This window comes from Aurantiacibacter gilvus (assembly GCF_038289935.1).
GTDB lineage: Bacteria > Pseudomonadota > Alphaproteobacteria > Sphingomonadales > Sphingomonadaceae > Alteraurantiacibacter > Alteraurantiacibacter gilvus.
The window spans coordinates 1,104,349-1,118,727 of sequence record NZ_JBBYHV010000002.1 but is presented as its reverse complement, the minus strand read 5'-3'; the positions used below and the strand labels follow the sequence as shown (position 1 = coordinate 1,118,727).

General features: G+C 66.2%; 18 protein-coding genes. 8 read left to right on the top strand and 10 right to left on the bottom strand.

The genetic code is table 11. The features are described from left to right. Positions 1-3 precede the first annotated feature (3 nt). A complete protein-coding gene (locus AAEO60_RS15485) occupies positions 4-975 on the bottom strand; it encodes an acyltransferase family protein (protein WP_341674614.1) in 972 nt (323 codons plus the stop codon). Positions 976-1,098: 123 nt separating this feature from the next. Between AAEO60_RS15485 and AAEO60_RS15480 the strand changes: the two genes are divergently transcribed. Beyond that, a complete protein-coding gene (locus AAEO60_RS15480; RefSeq protein ID WP_341674613.1) occupies positions 1,099-1,398 on the top strand; it encodes a DUF1330 domain-containing protein in 300 nt (99 codons plus the stop codon). Between the two features lie 109 nt (positions 1,399-1,507). Further along, positions 1,508-1,987, top strand: a complete 480-nt coding sequence (locus AAEO60_RS15475; RefSeq protein ID WP_341674612.1) for a hypothetical protein — start codon at positions 1,508-1,510, stop codon at positions 1,985-1,987. 18 nt (positions 1,988-2,005) lie between these two features. On the opposite strand, the gene AAEO60_RS15470 is transcribed toward AAEO60_RS15475, so the two are convergent. The 5 genes from AAEO60_RS15470 to nadB form a co-directional block, all read right to left on the bottom strand. After that, positions 2,006-3,433 carry a peptide MFS transporter gene (locus AAEO60_RS15470; RefSeq protein WP_341674611.1) on the bottom strand — a complete coding sequence of 476 codons (1,428 nt, stop codon included), beginning with the start codon at positions 3,431-3,433 and terminating at the stop codon, positions 2,006-2,008. Positions 3,434-3,552: 119 nt separating this feature from the next. After that, a complete protein-coding gene (locus tag AAEO60_RS15465) occupies positions 3,553-4,473 on the bottom strand; it encodes a TraB/GumN family protein (RefSeq protein WP_341674610.1) in 921 nt (306 codons plus the stop codon). A gap of 44 nt (positions 4,474-4,517) precedes the next feature. Next, positions 4,518-5,555 carry an amidohydrolase family protein gene (locus AAEO60_RS15460; RefSeq protein ID WP_341674609.1) on the bottom strand — a complete coding sequence of 346 codons (1,038 nt, stop codon included), beginning with the start codon at positions 5,553-5,555 and terminating at the stop codon, positions 4,518-4,520. Between the two features lie 121 nt (positions 5,556-5,676). After that, positions 5,677-6,561, bottom strand: coding sequence for an alpha/beta fold hydrolase (locus AAEO60_RS15455; RefSeq protein WP_341674608.1), 885 nt, complete (start codon positions 6,559-6,561; stop codon positions 5,677-5,679). A gap of 14 nt (positions 6,562-6,575) precedes the next feature. Continuing rightward, positions 6,576-8,168, bottom strand: a complete 1,593-nt coding sequence (gene nadB, locus AAEO60_RS15450) for an L-aspartate oxidase (protein ID WP_341674607.1) — start codon at positions 8,166-8,168, stop codon at positions 6,576-6,578. A gap of 173 nt (positions 8,169-8,341) precedes the next feature. Here nadB and AAEO60_RS15445 point away from each other — a divergent pair, with 173 nt between their 5' ends. Further along, a complete protein-coding gene (locus AAEO60_RS15445; protein WP_341674606.1) occupies positions 8,342-8,548 on the top strand; it encodes a hypothetical protein in 207 nt (68 codons plus the stop codon). A gap of 3 nt (positions 8,549-8,551) precedes the next feature. Here AAEO60_RS15445 and AAEO60_RS15440 read toward each other — a convergent pair whose 3' ends face one another. Beyond that, positions 8,552-9,481 carry an ABC transporter ATP-binding protein gene (locus AAEO60_RS15440; protein ID WP_341674605.1) on the bottom strand — a complete coding sequence of 310 codons (930 nt, stop codon included), beginning with the start codon at positions 9,479-9,481 and terminating at the stop codon, positions 8,552-8,554. A 57-nt stretch (positions 9,482-9,538) separates the two neighbouring features. On the opposite strand from AAEO60_RS15440, the gene AAEO60_RS15435 reads away from it, so the two are divergent. The 3 genes from AAEO60_RS15435 to AAEO60_RS15425 all read left to right on the top strand — a co-directional run bounded on the left by AAEO60_RS15435 (position 9,539) and on the right by AAEO60_RS15425 (position 10,847). Continuing rightward, positions 9,539-9,793 carry a zinc-finger domain-containing protein gene (locus AAEO60_RS15435; protein WP_341674604.1) on the top strand — a complete coding sequence of 85 codons (255 nt, stop codon included), beginning with the start codon at positions 9,539-9,541 and terminating at the stop codon, positions 9,791-9,793. An 89-nt stretch (positions 9,794-9,882) separates the two neighbouring features. Beyond that, the gene (locus AAEO60_RS15430) at positions 9,883-10,287 is read left to right on the top strand and encodes a hypothetical protein (RefSeq protein ID WP_341674603.1); all 405 of its coding nucleotides are present in this window, start codon (positions 9,883-9,885) and stop codon (positions 10,285-10,287) included. Between the two features lie 5 nt (positions 10,288-10,292). Beyond that, the gene (locus tag AAEO60_RS15425; RefSeq protein WP_341674602.1) at positions 10,293-10,847 is read left to right on the top strand and encodes a DUF924 family protein; all 555 of its coding nucleotides are present in this window, start codon (positions 10,293-10,295) and stop codon (positions 10,845-10,847) included. 1 nt (position 10,848) lies between these two features. Here the strand turns inward: AAEO60_RS15425 and AAEO60_RS15420 are convergent, their stop codons facing one another. After that, complete coding sequence (locus tag AAEO60_RS15420; RefSeq protein ID WP_341674601.1) at positions 10,849-11,634, bottom strand: hypothetical protein; 786 nt, start codon at positions 11,632-11,634, stop codon at positions 10,849-10,851. Between the two features lie 92 nt (positions 11,635-11,726). On the opposite strand from AAEO60_RS15420, the gene AAEO60_RS15415 reads away from it, so the two are divergent. Together AAEO60_RS15415 and AAEO60_RS15410 are read left to right on the top strand one after the other, a co-directional pair. Then, positions 11,727-12,158 (top strand): hypothetical protein, encoded by a 432-nt coding sequence (locus tag AAEO60_RS15415; RefSeq protein WP_341674600.1) that lies wholly within the window; start codon positions 11,727-11,729, stop codon positions 12,156-12,158. After that, positions 12,155-12,796, top strand: coding sequence for a hypothetical protein (locus AAEO60_RS15410; RefSeq protein ID WP_341674599.1), 642 nt, complete (start codon positions 12,155-12,157; stop codon positions 12,794-12,796). The genes AAEO60_RS15415 and AAEO60_RS15410 overlap by 4 nt, the downstream gene beginning before the upstream one ends. Positions 12,797-12,834: 38 nt before the next feature. Here the strand turns inward: AAEO60_RS15410 and AAEO60_RS15405 are convergent, their stop codons facing one another. Both AAEO60_RS15405 and AAEO60_RS15400 read right to left on the bottom strand, forming a co-directional pair. Further along, positions 12,835-13,992 (bottom strand): alkene reductase, encoded by a 1,158-nt coding sequence (locus tag AAEO60_RS15405; protein ID WP_341674598.1) that lies wholly within the window; start codon positions 13,990-13,992, stop codon positions 12,835-12,837. A 133-nt stretch (positions 13,993-14,125) separates the two neighbouring features. Further along, positions 14,126-14,326 carry a hypothetical protein gene (locus AAEO60_RS15400; protein ID WP_341674597.1) on the bottom strand — a complete coding sequence of 67 codons (201 nt, stop codon included), beginning with the start codon at positions 14,324-14,326 and terminating at the stop codon, positions 14,126-14,128. Positions 14,327-14,379: the final 53 nt, after the last annotated feature.

Sequence of the window (14,379 nt, the reverse complement as noted above, 5' to 3'; positions counted from 1 at the left end):
GGTCTAGCGGTAGGCGACTGAACCGCGCTTAAATGGCAGCAAGGCAAATGCAGGCAGCCTGCCGCCGCGATAGCGCCACCAGATCGCCGCCCCGACCGCTGCAAGGACTGCCCAGCCCCAATCGAACCGCAGCAGGCGGATCGCCGGATAGTGCAGCGCGTAGAGCGGGAAGGACACGGCCCCCAGCAGGCCCGCCAGCTCCAGCGCGCGGGGCGAGGCAAAGCGCGCCTGCATGCCGCCGAACAGCATCAGCGGGGCGAGCAGCAGCACGAAGGCCAGCGGGGCGAAGTCCCACGGCACCAGCCACACGGCGACAACATAGGCGGGCAAGGCCATGGCAGCGAGGGTGAACGGCACCGCCACCGGCGGCGCGTCACCCCACAGGCGGTAGCACAGCACGCCCAGCACATAGGCGAGGCCGATGCGCGGTAGGACCAGCCAGTGGTACTCGGCAAAGCCGCCGCGCGGGAAACCGGCCGTGGCGATGATCGCCGCCAGCGCCAGCGCACAGGCCAGCGCCGCCCCAGCCAGCCCCGCCTTGCCCAGCCGCGCCAGCCCCAGCGCGTGGGCGGCATTGGCAACGAGTTCGTAAACGATCGACCACAGCGGCAGGTTGAGCAGGTAAGGTGTCGCGGGCAGGTGCAGTGCAGGCACCATGGCCAGCATCAGCAGCCAGGCAAGGCCGAGGTCCCCTGACCAGCCATATTCGCCCAGCGCGGCCAGCAGGCCCATGGTCGTGCCCAGCGCCATCCAGCCCCACAGCCGCTTGTAGCGCGCCCTGAGGAAGGCGCCCGCGCCCAGCGAACCCTCCTGCAACCGCTGTTCGTAGGTGCGCGCCATGACGAAACCCGACAGCATGACGAAGAAGTCCACCGCCAGGTGTGCGCCGTGGATCGGCAGGCCGAGGTGGAACAGCACGACCACGACCGCGGCGATCCCGCGCAGGGCATCGAGTCCAGGGAGGCGTTGCTGCATGGCGCGACAATGGGCGCCCGCCCCTCAACGCGGCTTCATCAGGCGCGGCTAACCAGCGTGCTTGCGCAAGGCGGCAAACAAGCGGAGTTAAGCCGAAATAAACCACGAACGAGAGGAGGCTTCATGCCCGGCTACATCATCGCCCATTACAAGGTCACCGACGGCGAAGGGATCGGCAAATATGCAGAGGCGGTCATGCCGATCCTGCAGGCGCACGGCGGCGAGGCAGTCGTGGTTGATGGCGACAGTTGCGTGATGGAAGGGGATGCCCCGCACCAGAGCGTGGTGGTGCGCTTCCCCTCGGTGGAGGCGGCCAAGGGATTCTACCACTCCGCCGAGTACCAGGCCGTGCGCCACCTGCGTACGGATCATTCGGAAGACGGCAGCCTGGTCATCGTCGAAGGCGTGGAAGGCCCCGGCTGATGTCCATGCCGTTGGTCCGGCGGGAACGTACATTGGTCGATGCGAGGACTCGCAATCTTCGCGATCAACCCGAAATGGCTCCCAGCCAGTAACAAGGGACCATGTCGACATGCGCTACGTTCTCACCACCCTCGCCTTTGCCGCCAGCACGCCTGCCATGGCGCAGGATGTCTCGCTGCCGGAATTCGTAGAATGGGGCAGCAGCGCCGCCGCGATCGAGGAAGCGCTCGACGGCAAGTGTGCCGGTGGCCTGACCGTCCGCGAGATCGACCCGCCCTTCCTGCCCGGTGCCGAGTACCAGGTGCAGGCCGACTGCGACGGCTTCGACTATTTCGGCGACGAACGCTTCGCCGAATTCGTGATCGGTGACGACCGGCTGCAGATGATCTGGATCATGGTCGAGCCGGAAGACGAGGACGATGCCGTCGCCGCCATGCGCGAGGCCTATGGCCAGCCGTCGCAGGAAGCCGAGATGTTCGTGGCTTTCGAAAACGCCCGCACCGCCTGGCGCGCCGAGCCGCCCGAATTCCTGTTCTACTCGCCCGAGGTCGCCGAGCAGATGAGCGCCTGGTTCGCTTCGGCAGGCTGAGGGGCGAGGCAACCCGGCCTAGCGGAGCGCCTCGCCCTCACCCAGCAATTGCTCGGCCGCGGTTTCCTGCTCTGCCGTGCTGACCACTTCCAGCGCGTCCAGCTTGCGCCGGATCATCGGCGCCAGCAGCAGGATCAGCACGCATCCGCCGATGCTGATGCCGACGTGCAGCAGCCAGAAACCGGTCATCCCCAACGGCTCGTAGAACCGCGCCAGCCAGCCCGAGCCGATCCCGGTCATGAAGGCCGTGAGGTAGACCGAGGCCATCATCAGCGCATTCACCGGCGCTGGAGCGCGGCGCGAGACGAAGGACAAGAGCACCGGCCAGGTGAACATGAAGCTGGCGCCCGACAGGAAGAAGGCCAGCACCGGCCACAGGATCGAGGCCTTGCCGCCGCCATCCGCCTGCATGGCACCGGCGGCCAGCGCCAGCATCGACAGCGCCATTACCACGGCGCCGACGGACATCTTGGTCAGGTCGTTCGGCTCCTTGCCGCCGCGCCCGACGCGGGGCCAGAACCACAGCAGGAAGGGCACGATCAGGATCGAGGCCAGCGCGTCTTCGGAAGAGAACCACGGCACCGGCACAGTGCCCAGGAAGCTGGTCAGGTCGACATGGTCGGCCACCCAGATCATGCCGACATTGGCGCCCTGGTCGAAGGCCAGGAACTGTGGCAGCGACAGCAGCAGCACGATGACGATGAAGGCGACGATGAACCAGTCGTTGCGGGTCATGGGAGCCGCCGGTCCGGTCTCGCGCTTGTGGTGCGGAGTGTCGTCGGCAAAGTGCTTCCAGCCAGCGATATAGACCCCGGCAGCCACCACCATCATGATCCCGGCGAGCCCGAACCCGTAGTGCCAGCCGTAGATCTGCGCCAGCAGCCCGCAGATGAAGGGGCCCAGCGTCGCGCCGATGTTGATGCCGGTCGAAAAGATCGTGTAGCCGCGCGCCCGCTCCACCTCTTCGCCGGCCGGGTAAAGGTGGCCGACCTGTGCCGCGACATTGCCTTTCAGCAGGCCCGAGCCCAGCACCAGCAACAGCAGCGCCAGCAGGAAACTGGTGTCGAACACCATGGCCGCGTGGCCCATGGTCATCAGCACGATGCCCGCCAGCACGGTCTTGCGCGCACCCAGCCAGCGGTCGGCGATCAGCCCGCCGAACATCGGCGTGAAATAGACGAAGCCCGAGTAGAGCCCGAAGGTCTGGCTGGCGAAGGCCTGGGTGCTGAGCGGCCCGAAGATGCTCTCGATCACGGCGCGGTAGCCGTCCATGCCGGCCACGTTCTCGATCTGCCCGGGCAGCAGCAGTTCCTGCACCATGTACAGGACCAGCAGCGCGCGCATCCCGTAGAACGAGAAGCGCTCCCACGCCTCGGTCATGGCGAGATAGGCAACACCGACCGGTTGGCCGAGGAATGTGCGCTCGGCATAGGTAGTGGCAGTCATCAATGGCCCCCCTTGATGGGCGGCCCCCTGCCGCTGGCAGGGAGACTAGGGCAAGTCGGTCCCCTGTCAATCAAGCCCTGTCAAACAGGCCCAATCAATCAGGCCCGGTCAATTACAACCTAGCGCCACGCCGGTCCGCTGATCAGGTGACCCCCGGCCTGCAGACTGTCGAGCACGCCATCGGGTTCGGCGAGCAAGCGCAGCGGGACCACCGCCAGTGTCACGCCGCTTTCTCCGGTCGCGTTTTCGATCGCGCCCACCCAATGCTCGCGCAGGTCGGCGCCCAGCTCGTCGTCCGCCCAGGGCCAGCAGCGGCCCAGCGCCACTTCCAGCGGGTTGGCCATGACGGCGGGCACGTCATAGGCGCGCCAGTCCGCGCCGCGCTGCTCGATCAGTTCGGGGCCGATCTCGGTCGCGGTCATGGCCGCTTCGAGGCAGGGCAGGTGGTCACGCGGATCGGCTTCGGCGAGGTTGTCGAGCATGTCCTCCCCGCGCACCGATCCCACGGGATCAGCCGGCACGTCCGCCCGGCGCGCGGCGCGGCGGACCACGTCGCTGGCATCGCGGCCGGTATCGCGGGTGAAGCGCAGGCGGCGCGAGAGCAGGTCGTAGGCGGTGATCAGGAAGCTCTTGCGGGCATAGTCCTGGTCGTACTCTGCCTCCAGCGCCGCCAGCCGCGCCAGCTGTCCCGGAGCGAGGTAATCGCTCGCCACGGTATCGTCGGGCAGGCGGGTGATGGAACCACCGGCGAAGATCAGCCGCAAGACGTCACCCGGCGAGACCCGGCTGCGAAAGCCGAGGATCACGCGCGAAGCTTCGGCGGTGGCCTCTTCCAGCCGGTCCGGCTGCCACGGCGTCGCTTCGGGCACGGCCACGATCTCGCCCACGAGGATCACCGTGCCGGTGGGCGTGTCGATGGTCCACATCGGCGCGCCGGAGCGCTGGGCGGTGACGACGATGGCATTGGGTTCGCCGCCCTCCTGCGTCGCGGCGGGCGGGGCGAGCAGGAGCGCAACGAACAGCAAGAGGGATCTACCCATGGTGAAACGCCTGCCGCAGGCCGGTTGAACCTCGGCTTGCCAGCCTAACGCGCCGCGTTGGCGGCCGCGTGATCGGCCAGCTCGGGCGCAAGGAAACGTGCAGCGTTGTCATGCAGGATCGCGCGCTTCTGTTCGTAGGTCAGGAACGGCGCCTCGTTGATCGCGTCGATCCCCTCCCCGATCATGCCCGGCCAGTTCATCTGGTCCGAGCCGAACATGATCCGGTCGACAAACCCCGCATCCACCAGCTCTTCCAGAAAGGCATGGTACTCGGCACGCGTGGCAGCGAGTTGCAACACGCCGGTGTCCACATAGAGTTGCGGGTAGAGGTAAAGCATCGCCTTGAGATCGTCGACGAACGGCCAACCCGCATGCATCAGGTAGACACGCAGGTTCGGCCGGGTGCGCAGGACTTCCTCGATGGCAAGCGGCGACTGCACGCGAAATTCCGGATAGAGCGCAGGAGCACCGGGAGGTCCGGGGCCAAGGTGCAGCCCGACGGGAATCCCCTTTTCCGCAGCCATGTCCCAGTAGGCAGCAAATGCCGGATCGTCTGCCAGTACGCCCGCGTACTGGTTGGTCACTTCGGCCAGCACCTGGAACTCGCCGCGATCGTAGGCTTCGGCGAGTTCAGCGGCAGTGGGAGCATCGTCCCAGCTCAGGTTGAACGGGTGCCCCCGGAGGAAAAGCCCCGGCGCAGCTGCGGACCATTGTGCAAACTCGTCCCGCTGCGAGCTGAGGATAGCGATCACGGCGCGTTCCTCGAGCTGGGCGATTGTCTGTTGCTGCACCTCGGCATCGGTGGCGGGGCCGCGGATGGGATCGTCGCATGTCGGGTTCTGCGCAATCTGCGTCATCACCACCGGCCAGGGCGTGCTGCCGGTATAGCGCAGGTCGGCCGCCAGACTGGGGCATACGGCGTTGGGCGCAGGTCCGTTGTCTTCGGCTCCCGCAGCATGAAGATGCACATCGATCACCGGACCCTCGTAAGGCCGGTCCGGATCCTCGTCTTGCGACACCGCCGCAACCGGCAGGCAGGCAGCCGCGACGGCGGCGAATACGGCAGCTATGGTCTTCATCATAAAGCCCCCTTTGACGGGGATTATGCCACCAGCACACGATCGCGCGCAACCTCGCCGGTTCCGGATGGTCGGGCACATGGCGCTGCCCCGGCCCGCGGCTTCCCAGTCGGGGAGGGTGGGACTAGGCCGCCCTCGCGTGCCGGGCAATCGCGCCGGCCAGCCGTTCCACCAGCTCCAGCGGCACGTCGTGACCCCATCCGGGGATTGTCTCGATCCTGGCGCCCGGGATCGCGGCGGCGGTGGCGTGGCCGTGGGCGACGGGGATCAGCGGATCGTCCTCGCCGTGCAGCACGAGCGTCGGGGCGGTGATCTGCCCAAGCATCTTCGTCCGCTCGCCATCGGCGATGATCGCCGCCATCTGCCGCACCGGCCCCTGCGGGTAGACGCTGCGCCGCACCAGCGCGCGGGTGCGTTCGCGGAGACGGTCCTCGGGCGTGGGAAAGCCGGGAGAACCGATGGTGCGGGAAACCTTGATACCGTGCTCCACCAGTACGTCTTCGTCGAAGGACGCGGGACGCTTTATCAGCACGTCCATCGCCTCGCGCTTGGCTGGCGGCAGCTTGGGGTTGCCGGTGGTTGAGAAAACGGAGGTCAGCGAGCGGACCTTGTCCGGATGACGCGCGGCCACGTGCTGGGCGATCATGCCGCCCATGCTGCCGCCGACCACGTGCGCGCGATCGATGCCCAGCCCCTCGAGCACGCCGGCACTGTCGTCCGCCATGTCTGCGAGTGTATAGGGCACTTTCGGCCGCAACCCGATCCGGCGCATCAGGCTGTGGCGCACGATGCCCGGTGCCTTCACCCCGTCGAACTTGTGGCTGAGGCCGATGTCGCGGTTGTCGTGCCGGATCACGCGAAAGCCGTGCCCCACCAGCGCCTCTACCAATTCCATCGGCCACAGGGTCATCTGCGCGCCGTAGCCCATGATCAGCAGGATAGGATCGGCATCAGCCGGACCATGATCGTCATAGTGGATGGTGATGCCATTGGCGGTGAGTTCGGGCACTGCGCTCTTCCTTCCTAGGGCACCAGCACCGTGTCGTTCGGCACCTCGTCGGTCTCCGGGTAATCCAGAATGCAATGCAGTCCGCGGCTTTCGTGGCGGCGCAGGGCGCTCTGCACGATCAGGTCGGCGCACTGGTGCAGGTTGCGCAGTTCGATCAGGTCGGTCGTCACGCGGAAGTGGCCGTAATAGTCCTCGATCTCGGTCGCCAGCAGGTCGATGCGGTGCTTGGCCCGCTCCAGCCGCTTGGTGGTGCGCACGATGCCGACATAGTTCCACATCATCCGCCGGATCTCGGTCCAGTTCTGCTTGATCACCACTTCCTCGTCGGAATCGGTGACGCGGCTTTCGTCCCATTCGCGGATGCGGGGCGGGGCGTCGAAGCTGTCCCACCGCGCGAGGATATCCTTCGCCACCGCATCGCCGAAGACGAAGCACTCCAGCAGCGAGTTGGAGGCCAGGCGGTTGGCCCCGTGCAGCCCGCTCTCGCTCACCTCGCCCGCCGCATAGAGACCCGGCAGGTCGGTCCGCCCGTCGAGGTCGATCACCACGCCGCCGCAGGTGTAATGCTGCGCGGGCACGACCGGAATCGGCCCCTTGGTCATGTCGACGCCCAGCCCCAGCAGCTTTTCATGGATGGTCGGGAAGTGCTCCCTAACGAACTCCGGCGGCTCGTGGCTGATGTCGAGGTGGACATAGTCGAGGCCGTACCGCTTGATCTGGTCGTCGATGGCGCGGGCGACAACGTCGCGCGGGGCCAGCTCCATGCGTTCGGGGTCGTAGTCGGCCATGAACCGGTGGCCGGTTTCCGGGTGGTAGAGCCGCCCGCCCTCGCCGCGCACGGCCTCGGTAATGAGGAAGTTCTTGACCTCGAGGTTGTAGAGGCAGGTCGGGTGGAACTGCATCATCTCCATGTTGGAGACGCGCGCGCCCGCCCGCCAGGCCATGGCTATCCCGTCACCCGTGGCACCGCGCGGCGCGGTGGAGAACTGGTAGACGCGGCCCGCCCCGCCCGCCGCCAGCACCGTGGCGCGGGCCTTGTAGGCCTCCACCTTGCCGGTCGTCTCGTCGAGCGCATAGGCACCCCAGACACGGCCGCTGCCCGAATACTTCTCCTCGTGCCGCCCGGTGATCAGGTCGACGCAGGAATGGTGCGGCAGCAGGGTGATGTTGGGATTTTCCTCGGCGGCTTTCAGCAGCGCGGCCTGCACGGCCCAGCCGGTGGCATCGTCGACATGGACGATGCGGCGGTGCGAATGGCCGCCTTCGCGGGTGAGGTGCAGGTGGTCGCTCTCGCGGTTGAAGGGCACCCCCAGCTCGCACAATCGGTCGATCGCGGCAGGCGCGCGTTCGATCACGAATTCCACCGTCTCGCGGTCGTTCAGGCCGGCGCCGGCCACCATGGTGTCGCGGACATGATCGTCGAAGGTGTCGCCCGCATCGAGCACGGCAGCGATCCCGCCTTGTGCCCAGGCCGTGGAGCCGCTGGTGAGCTGGCCCTTGGCCAGCACCAGCACCTTGAGCTGCGTCGCCAGCGACAAGGCCGCAGTCAGCCCGGCCGCGCCGGAGCCGATTACCAGAACGTCGTGACTAGGTATTCCTCTCGTCATGACGCGCTCATTGCCCTGTGATATCCATGCCCGCAAGCGCACAGGTGGCAACTGCACGTTCCCCCGGCACCTTACATCGCGAATGTCTTGACCGCCTGTCGCTTGCAACGCCTTTGAAAGAAAAGGCGATTATCCAATCCTCTCAATGACTAAATCGACTCGGCAGGCGAGAGATGAACGACAGAGCAAGCAGGCAAACAGCGACGATCACAAGTGGCACGCGGCTGCAGTGCCTGTTCAACCGGCATGCACCGGCCGGTCACCGTGCCCGCTGGAACGGCGAGACCTATATCGGCCGCTGCGAACACTGCGACGCGCCGATCTTCCGCGTGAAGAAAGGCAAGTGGAAACGCGACCGGCGCAAGGGCCGCCAGGACTAGGCCTCAGCCGCCCGTCAGCTGCACGAACACGTCCTCCAGGTCCGCCTCGCGGGTGGTGACGTCCTGGATGGCGTAGCCGTGCTGCTGGATCAGCGAGAGCACCTGGCCCGCCGTGGTGCCGCTCTTGTCGTATGTGACTTCCAGCACCCGCGGTTCTACCACTTCGGCCTTGGTGAAGCACGGCTCCATGATCGGTCCGCCTAGGTCCTTGTCGACCGAAACGCGGACGATCTTCTCGCCCATCATGCCCACCAGCTCGCGCGTGGGCTTGTTGGCGATCAGTTCGCCGTGGTTGATGATGGCGATCTGCTCGCACAGCTCCTCTGCCTCTTCGAGGTAGTGCGTGGTCAACACCACTGTCACGCCCTCGGCGTTCAGCTCGCCGACCAGTTCCCACAACTGCTTGCGCAGTTCCACGTCGACGCCCGCGGTCGGCTCGTCCAGCACCAGGATCGGTGGCGAATGGACCATGGCCTTGGCGATCAGCAGCCGGCGCTTCATCCCGCCCGACAGGGTGCGGGCATAGGCATTGCGCTTGTCTTCCAGCCGCACGGCCTTGAGCAGCTCCTCGGACCGCCGCAGCGCCTTGGGGATGCCGTAGAAACCGCCCTGGTTCTCCAGCACCTCGAACGGGGTGAAGAAGGGATCGAAGACGATTTCCTGTGGCACGATGCCGATCTGCAGCTTGGCGTTGCGGTGATCGGTGTCGATGTCGTGACCCCAGATCTTCACGCTGCCGCTGGTCTTGTTCACAAGGCCCGCCATGATGTTGATCAGCGTCGACTTGCCCGCGCCATTGGGGCCGAGCAGGCCGAACACGCAGCCTTCCGGCACGTCGAAGCTGACGCCCTTCAGCGCCTGCTTGGGCGGTGATTTCTTGCTGCCCGCGTATTCCTTCTCCAGGTCGCGGATTTCGATCGCTGCATCTGCCATATTGCGGCGCTCTTAGGGGCTTTTCCGCCCGCGCGTAAAGCGATAGAGGCACAGGTCATGGATCACGCACCCGAAACCGCCCCCGAAACCACTGTCGTCGACACGGCCCGCGTCTGGTGCGACGGCGCCGGCGACATCCGCAATGGCGAGTACTATCGCGCTTCCAGCCTCGGCCATCCGCGCGTCTACATGGAGATCGACGAGCACGGTTTCGTCGATTGCGGCTATTGCGACCGGCGCTTCATCCTCAGGGGCGGCCCGGCAGACGGTGGCGGCCTGCCCGAAGCCTCGGACACGGGCGCTGCGGCCTGAGCCTTGTCGCGAGCTGGCACCTCGGTGCATCGGCCGTCAGCCTCGGTTCATCGAATTGTGGTAATGTGCCGGGCACAAGGAGACAGATCATGATGAAACCTCTTGCGATTGCCGCAGCAGGCCTTGCCGCCCTGGCAGCGAGTCCGCTCGCCGCGCAGGACCGTGAAGAGCGCGCCGAAACCGCTTTCCAGGAGCTGGTCGAAGGCCGCACTGCCGGCGAAGCGCAGCGCTGCATCACCACTTTCGACTCCAACCGCCTGCGGGTGGAGGAAAATGTCGGCCTCGTTTACGAGCGCTCCGGCGTCCTGTGGGTCGCCCGTGCGCGCAACCCGCAGCACCTGGGTTCGTGGGACGTGCCGATCATCCAGCGCTATTCGGGCTCGCGGCTGTGCACCACCGACGTGACGCACACCATCGACCGCTCGACCGGCCAGTTCAGCGGCGTGCTCTTCCTCGAAGACTTCGTGCCCTACACGGAAGTCGAACAGGGCTGACAGCAGTGACGGCGGCCCGCAGGCAGTGGGCTGCCGAGCTGCTGCATACCTGGTTCCACGAGCTTGGCCCCGCCGACTGGTGGGGCGGCAGTGAAAGGGTCGATGACCTGCTTGAAAGGCGCTTCCGGCGAGAGCTGGAGGCGCTTTTCGTTTGTCCGCCAGCAAGTTTCCTCGGCGATCCGCAGACCGCGCTGGCAGCCGTGCTGCTGTTCGACCAGGTCCCGCGCAACATTTTCCGCGGCACGCCCCGCGCTTTCGCCACCGATCCGCTGGCGCGCGCCATCTGCCACGGAGCCTTGCAGCGCGGCTACCTGCGCCGCCTCCAGCGGCAGCAGCGCCCGTTCCTTGCCATGCCGCTGATGCACAGCGAGGCGATCGCCGACCACCTCGCCAGCCTCGCGGTGTTCGCCCGCCTCAACGCTGGCAGCAACCTCGCCTTCGCCCGCAGCCACTACCGCATGATTGCGCGCTTCGGGCGCTATCCCCACCGCAACAAGGTGCTTGGCCGCACCAGTACCCAGGCGGAAAAACGCGCTGTCGAAGCCGGGTTTGCCTGGTAGCCTACTTCGGCTTGACCAGTTTGGCCGGCCGCGAGCGCTGGGCTTCGGCGAACAGGCCATAGGTGCGGTTCACGTAGTTCGACACGTCGATGATCGATTCCAGATAGGTCTCGAGATCGTCGGTCATTTCCTGTTCGACCAGCCGCACGCGCGCGCCGGGATTTTCCGTCTCGAAATGGACGTAGAACCACGGCTCGCCGCGCTTCAGGACCAGCGGCTTCGACAGGTCATACCATTCGAAAGCCCAGGCCAGGGGGCGCGGCCAGATGTGGACGGGGAAACGCCCGCCCATCTGCACGCCCGGACGCTGTTCGGGAAACCAATGCAGGTGCGGCGCGGTCTGCACCACCCAGCACGGCTGATCCGCGACAAAGACATAGGGTGCGACGAACTGCAGGATGGGACGATCCGGATCGCGCCATTCGTTGGCAGGCTGCACCTGGAAAAGATTGGCGCGGCCCTGCGGGCGCATGGCCGAATTCTCGCCGTCGGCATCGGTCAGCTGCAGCTGGCCCTGGGCGTTGCGCACGAACTGCAAGGTGAGGTCCACCGGGCAGGGAACGACGAAATGGCGCCGGTCGAAATCGATGGCAGCGGGACAGGCCTGGATCGACTTGGCGCTGGCAGCCTTGGGATCGGATCGGCTGAAAGCCTTTGGCGGCGCCCAGATCGATGCTCCCGAGGGTTTCCAGCGAACAGTCCAGCCAACGGTTACCGTACGGCCCTTGCCGCGTGTTTCGGCTTCACTCGCACCGGCATCTTCAGCGAAATAGTCATCCCAGCTCATGGGGCGCAGGCTTCGCCCCAATCTCGCCTGTTTGCAACCCCTGCCGTTCCGGCATAGGCTCGGCGCCGGGAGACAATCGAGGAGGGGACGGCATGGCGATGCGTCTGGCGGTCTGGTGGGTGCGGCTGGTCTATGTCGCATGGATGGTGCCTGCGGGCCTCAACCATTTCATCCGGCTCTACCCGCAACCGGGCGGCGCCAATCCGCTCAGCGACGGGGTGTTCACCGCCCTGTTGGACAGCGGCATGTTCACCCTGGTCAAGGCAGTCGAGCTGCTGGCCGGTCTGATGATCCTCTTCGGCTGGCGCGTGCCGCTGGCGCTGGTGATGGTGCTGCCAGTGAGTTTCACCGTCTGGTACTGGGATACCGAGCTGCAAGGCTGGTGGACCACCAGCGCGGTCTATGGCTGGGGCGTCCTGAGCTGCAACCTGTTCCTGCTTTACGCATACCGCGCCAGCTACCGCACCATGTGGGAAGGCTATGCTCCGCCACGGCTGCCGTGGCAGCAGGAGGCGCAGTCATGATGCGCCAGGATGACATGCTGCGCTCCCTCGATCTGCTCCGGTTGGCGCTGGGGCTGATCATGGTGCCCACGGCCCTCGCCTATTTCCTGCCGGACCTGTTGCCGTGGGTTCGCACGGCGACCTGGGAAGGCGAAATGTCGCTGCGCCTGATGGACAGCCTGGAGACCAGCGGCCTGCTGGCCGTTGCCAAGTTCGTCCAGCTGGTCGGCGGGCTCGCCCTGCTGCTGAACCGCGCCGTGCCCTTCGCGCTGGCCGCGATGGTGTGCGTGAACGTCTGCGGGGCCTTCGTCGCCGTGCTGATCGAAGGCGCGCCGGGGCTGTCGGTGATGGCGTTGGGCGTGCTGGCGCTCAACGTCCTGCTGATGTTCGCTTACATCGATGCCTATCGCGGCGTGCTGGCCAGCGGCGCACTGGCTGACGGCGAGGCCGAGGAGCCTGGTGCAAACTACAACAGCCTGTTCGTCAACCCGCTGGCAGGCGCGAGCCGCAAGGCCCTGCTGGTCGCGCTGCTCCCGCTGCTGGGGGCGTTGTGGTTCTTCTGGAAGGTGGTGCCCTTCGCCAACGGCACCATGGGGCTCTACGTGCTGGTACTGCCCGCGCTGGTGTGGGTCGTGGCGATGGCGCGGGCCAAGACCTGAAAGCATGCGGGCCACGCGCGAACGTGGCCCTTCCTCATTCAGTCAAGCGGTAGCGGATCGTCCACATTGGCCAGAGTCGGATAGTCAACATAGCCGGCAGCACCGCCGCCATAGAATGTGCCGCCGTCTGCCTCGTTATAGGGGCCGCCCGCGGCGATGCGTTCGGGCAGGTCGGGATTGGCGATGTACAGGCGGCCAAAGGCCGCGGCATCTGCCCAGCCTTCGGCGATCCAGTGCGCGGCGTCTTCGGGCGAGAGGTTGCCGTTGACCACGAAGGTGCCGTCAAAGGCCTCGCGCATGGCGTGGATCACCTTGTCGCCTTCCGACCGTTCGCCAGCCACGCCGCCGTGATCGGTAGCGCGCACCACGTGCAGGTAGGCGAGACCGCGGCCCGCCAGCACCTTCGCCGCGGCCGGATAGGTTTCCTCCGGATGGTCATCGCTGCTGCCGCCAGCCCCGCCAATCGGCGTCAGGCGCACGCCGATGCGGCCTGCGGGCAGCACCTCGGCCAGGGCATCGACCACTTCGCCCAGCAGCCGCGTGCGGTTCTCCACGCTGCCGCCGTACCTGTCGTCGCGGCGGTTGACCGAACTGCGCAGGAACTGGTCGATGAGGTAGCCATTGGCGGCGTGCAGTTCGACGCCGTCGAATCCGGCGCGGGCAGCCATGCGCGCGGCATTGCGATAGTCGTCGAGCAAGGCGGGAATTTCGTCTTCTCGCAGCGCACGGGCCTGCTGGTGCGGCACCATCGGCCCATCGGGATGATAGTCGCCGACGAAGGCTTCACCCTCGGGCGTCCAGTCGCTGGCCGAAACGGGCGCTGCACCGTCCGGCTGGAACACCGGGTGACTGATCGCGCCGACGTGCCACAGCTGCGCGAAGATACGTCCGCCCGCATTGTGCACGGCGCCTGTCACCAGCTTCCAGCTATCGGCCTGGTCTTCGGTGTAGATGCCGGGCGTCCAGGCATAGCCCTGCCCCTGCGCGCTGATCTGGGTTGCTTCGGACACGATCAGGCCGGCACGCGCGCGCTGCGCATAGTAGAGCGCGTGCAGCGGGGTCTGCAGGTGGCCATCCTTCAGCGAGCGAGCGCGTGTGAGCGGAGCCATGAAAATGCGGTTGGCGGCTTGGATATCGCCGGCCGGGACGCTGTCGAACAGGGCTGCGGTGGCTGGCTGCGGATCGTGGAGGGACATGGGGGGATACTCCGGTTGGGTCGGGTTAACAGTCTCAACCGGAGAACTTGGTCGCGCGTTCCCCATGCGCGAGGAAGCCTTTCTTTAGCGCACCCCAGAATCGGTTGAGAAGCAGCAACTGGCGAGCGAAGGACTAGCTGTCCCAGCCAGTCTTCGCGACCACCGCCTTGCCGACGACCCACGAAATCGGCAGCGAGACAACAAGACCGGCGACAGCAGCCAGCAGGATTTCCTTCCATCCGGCCTGCATGTCCATTGTGAGCACGGCGATAATCGCCATGCCCATCAGGGTAGTGGCAATGATCGGCAACAGGATCATCATCATGCGGAACATCGGCACACTCCTATCAGTTCGAAGTCGTGCCTTAGGCTATTGGCGGATTGGGG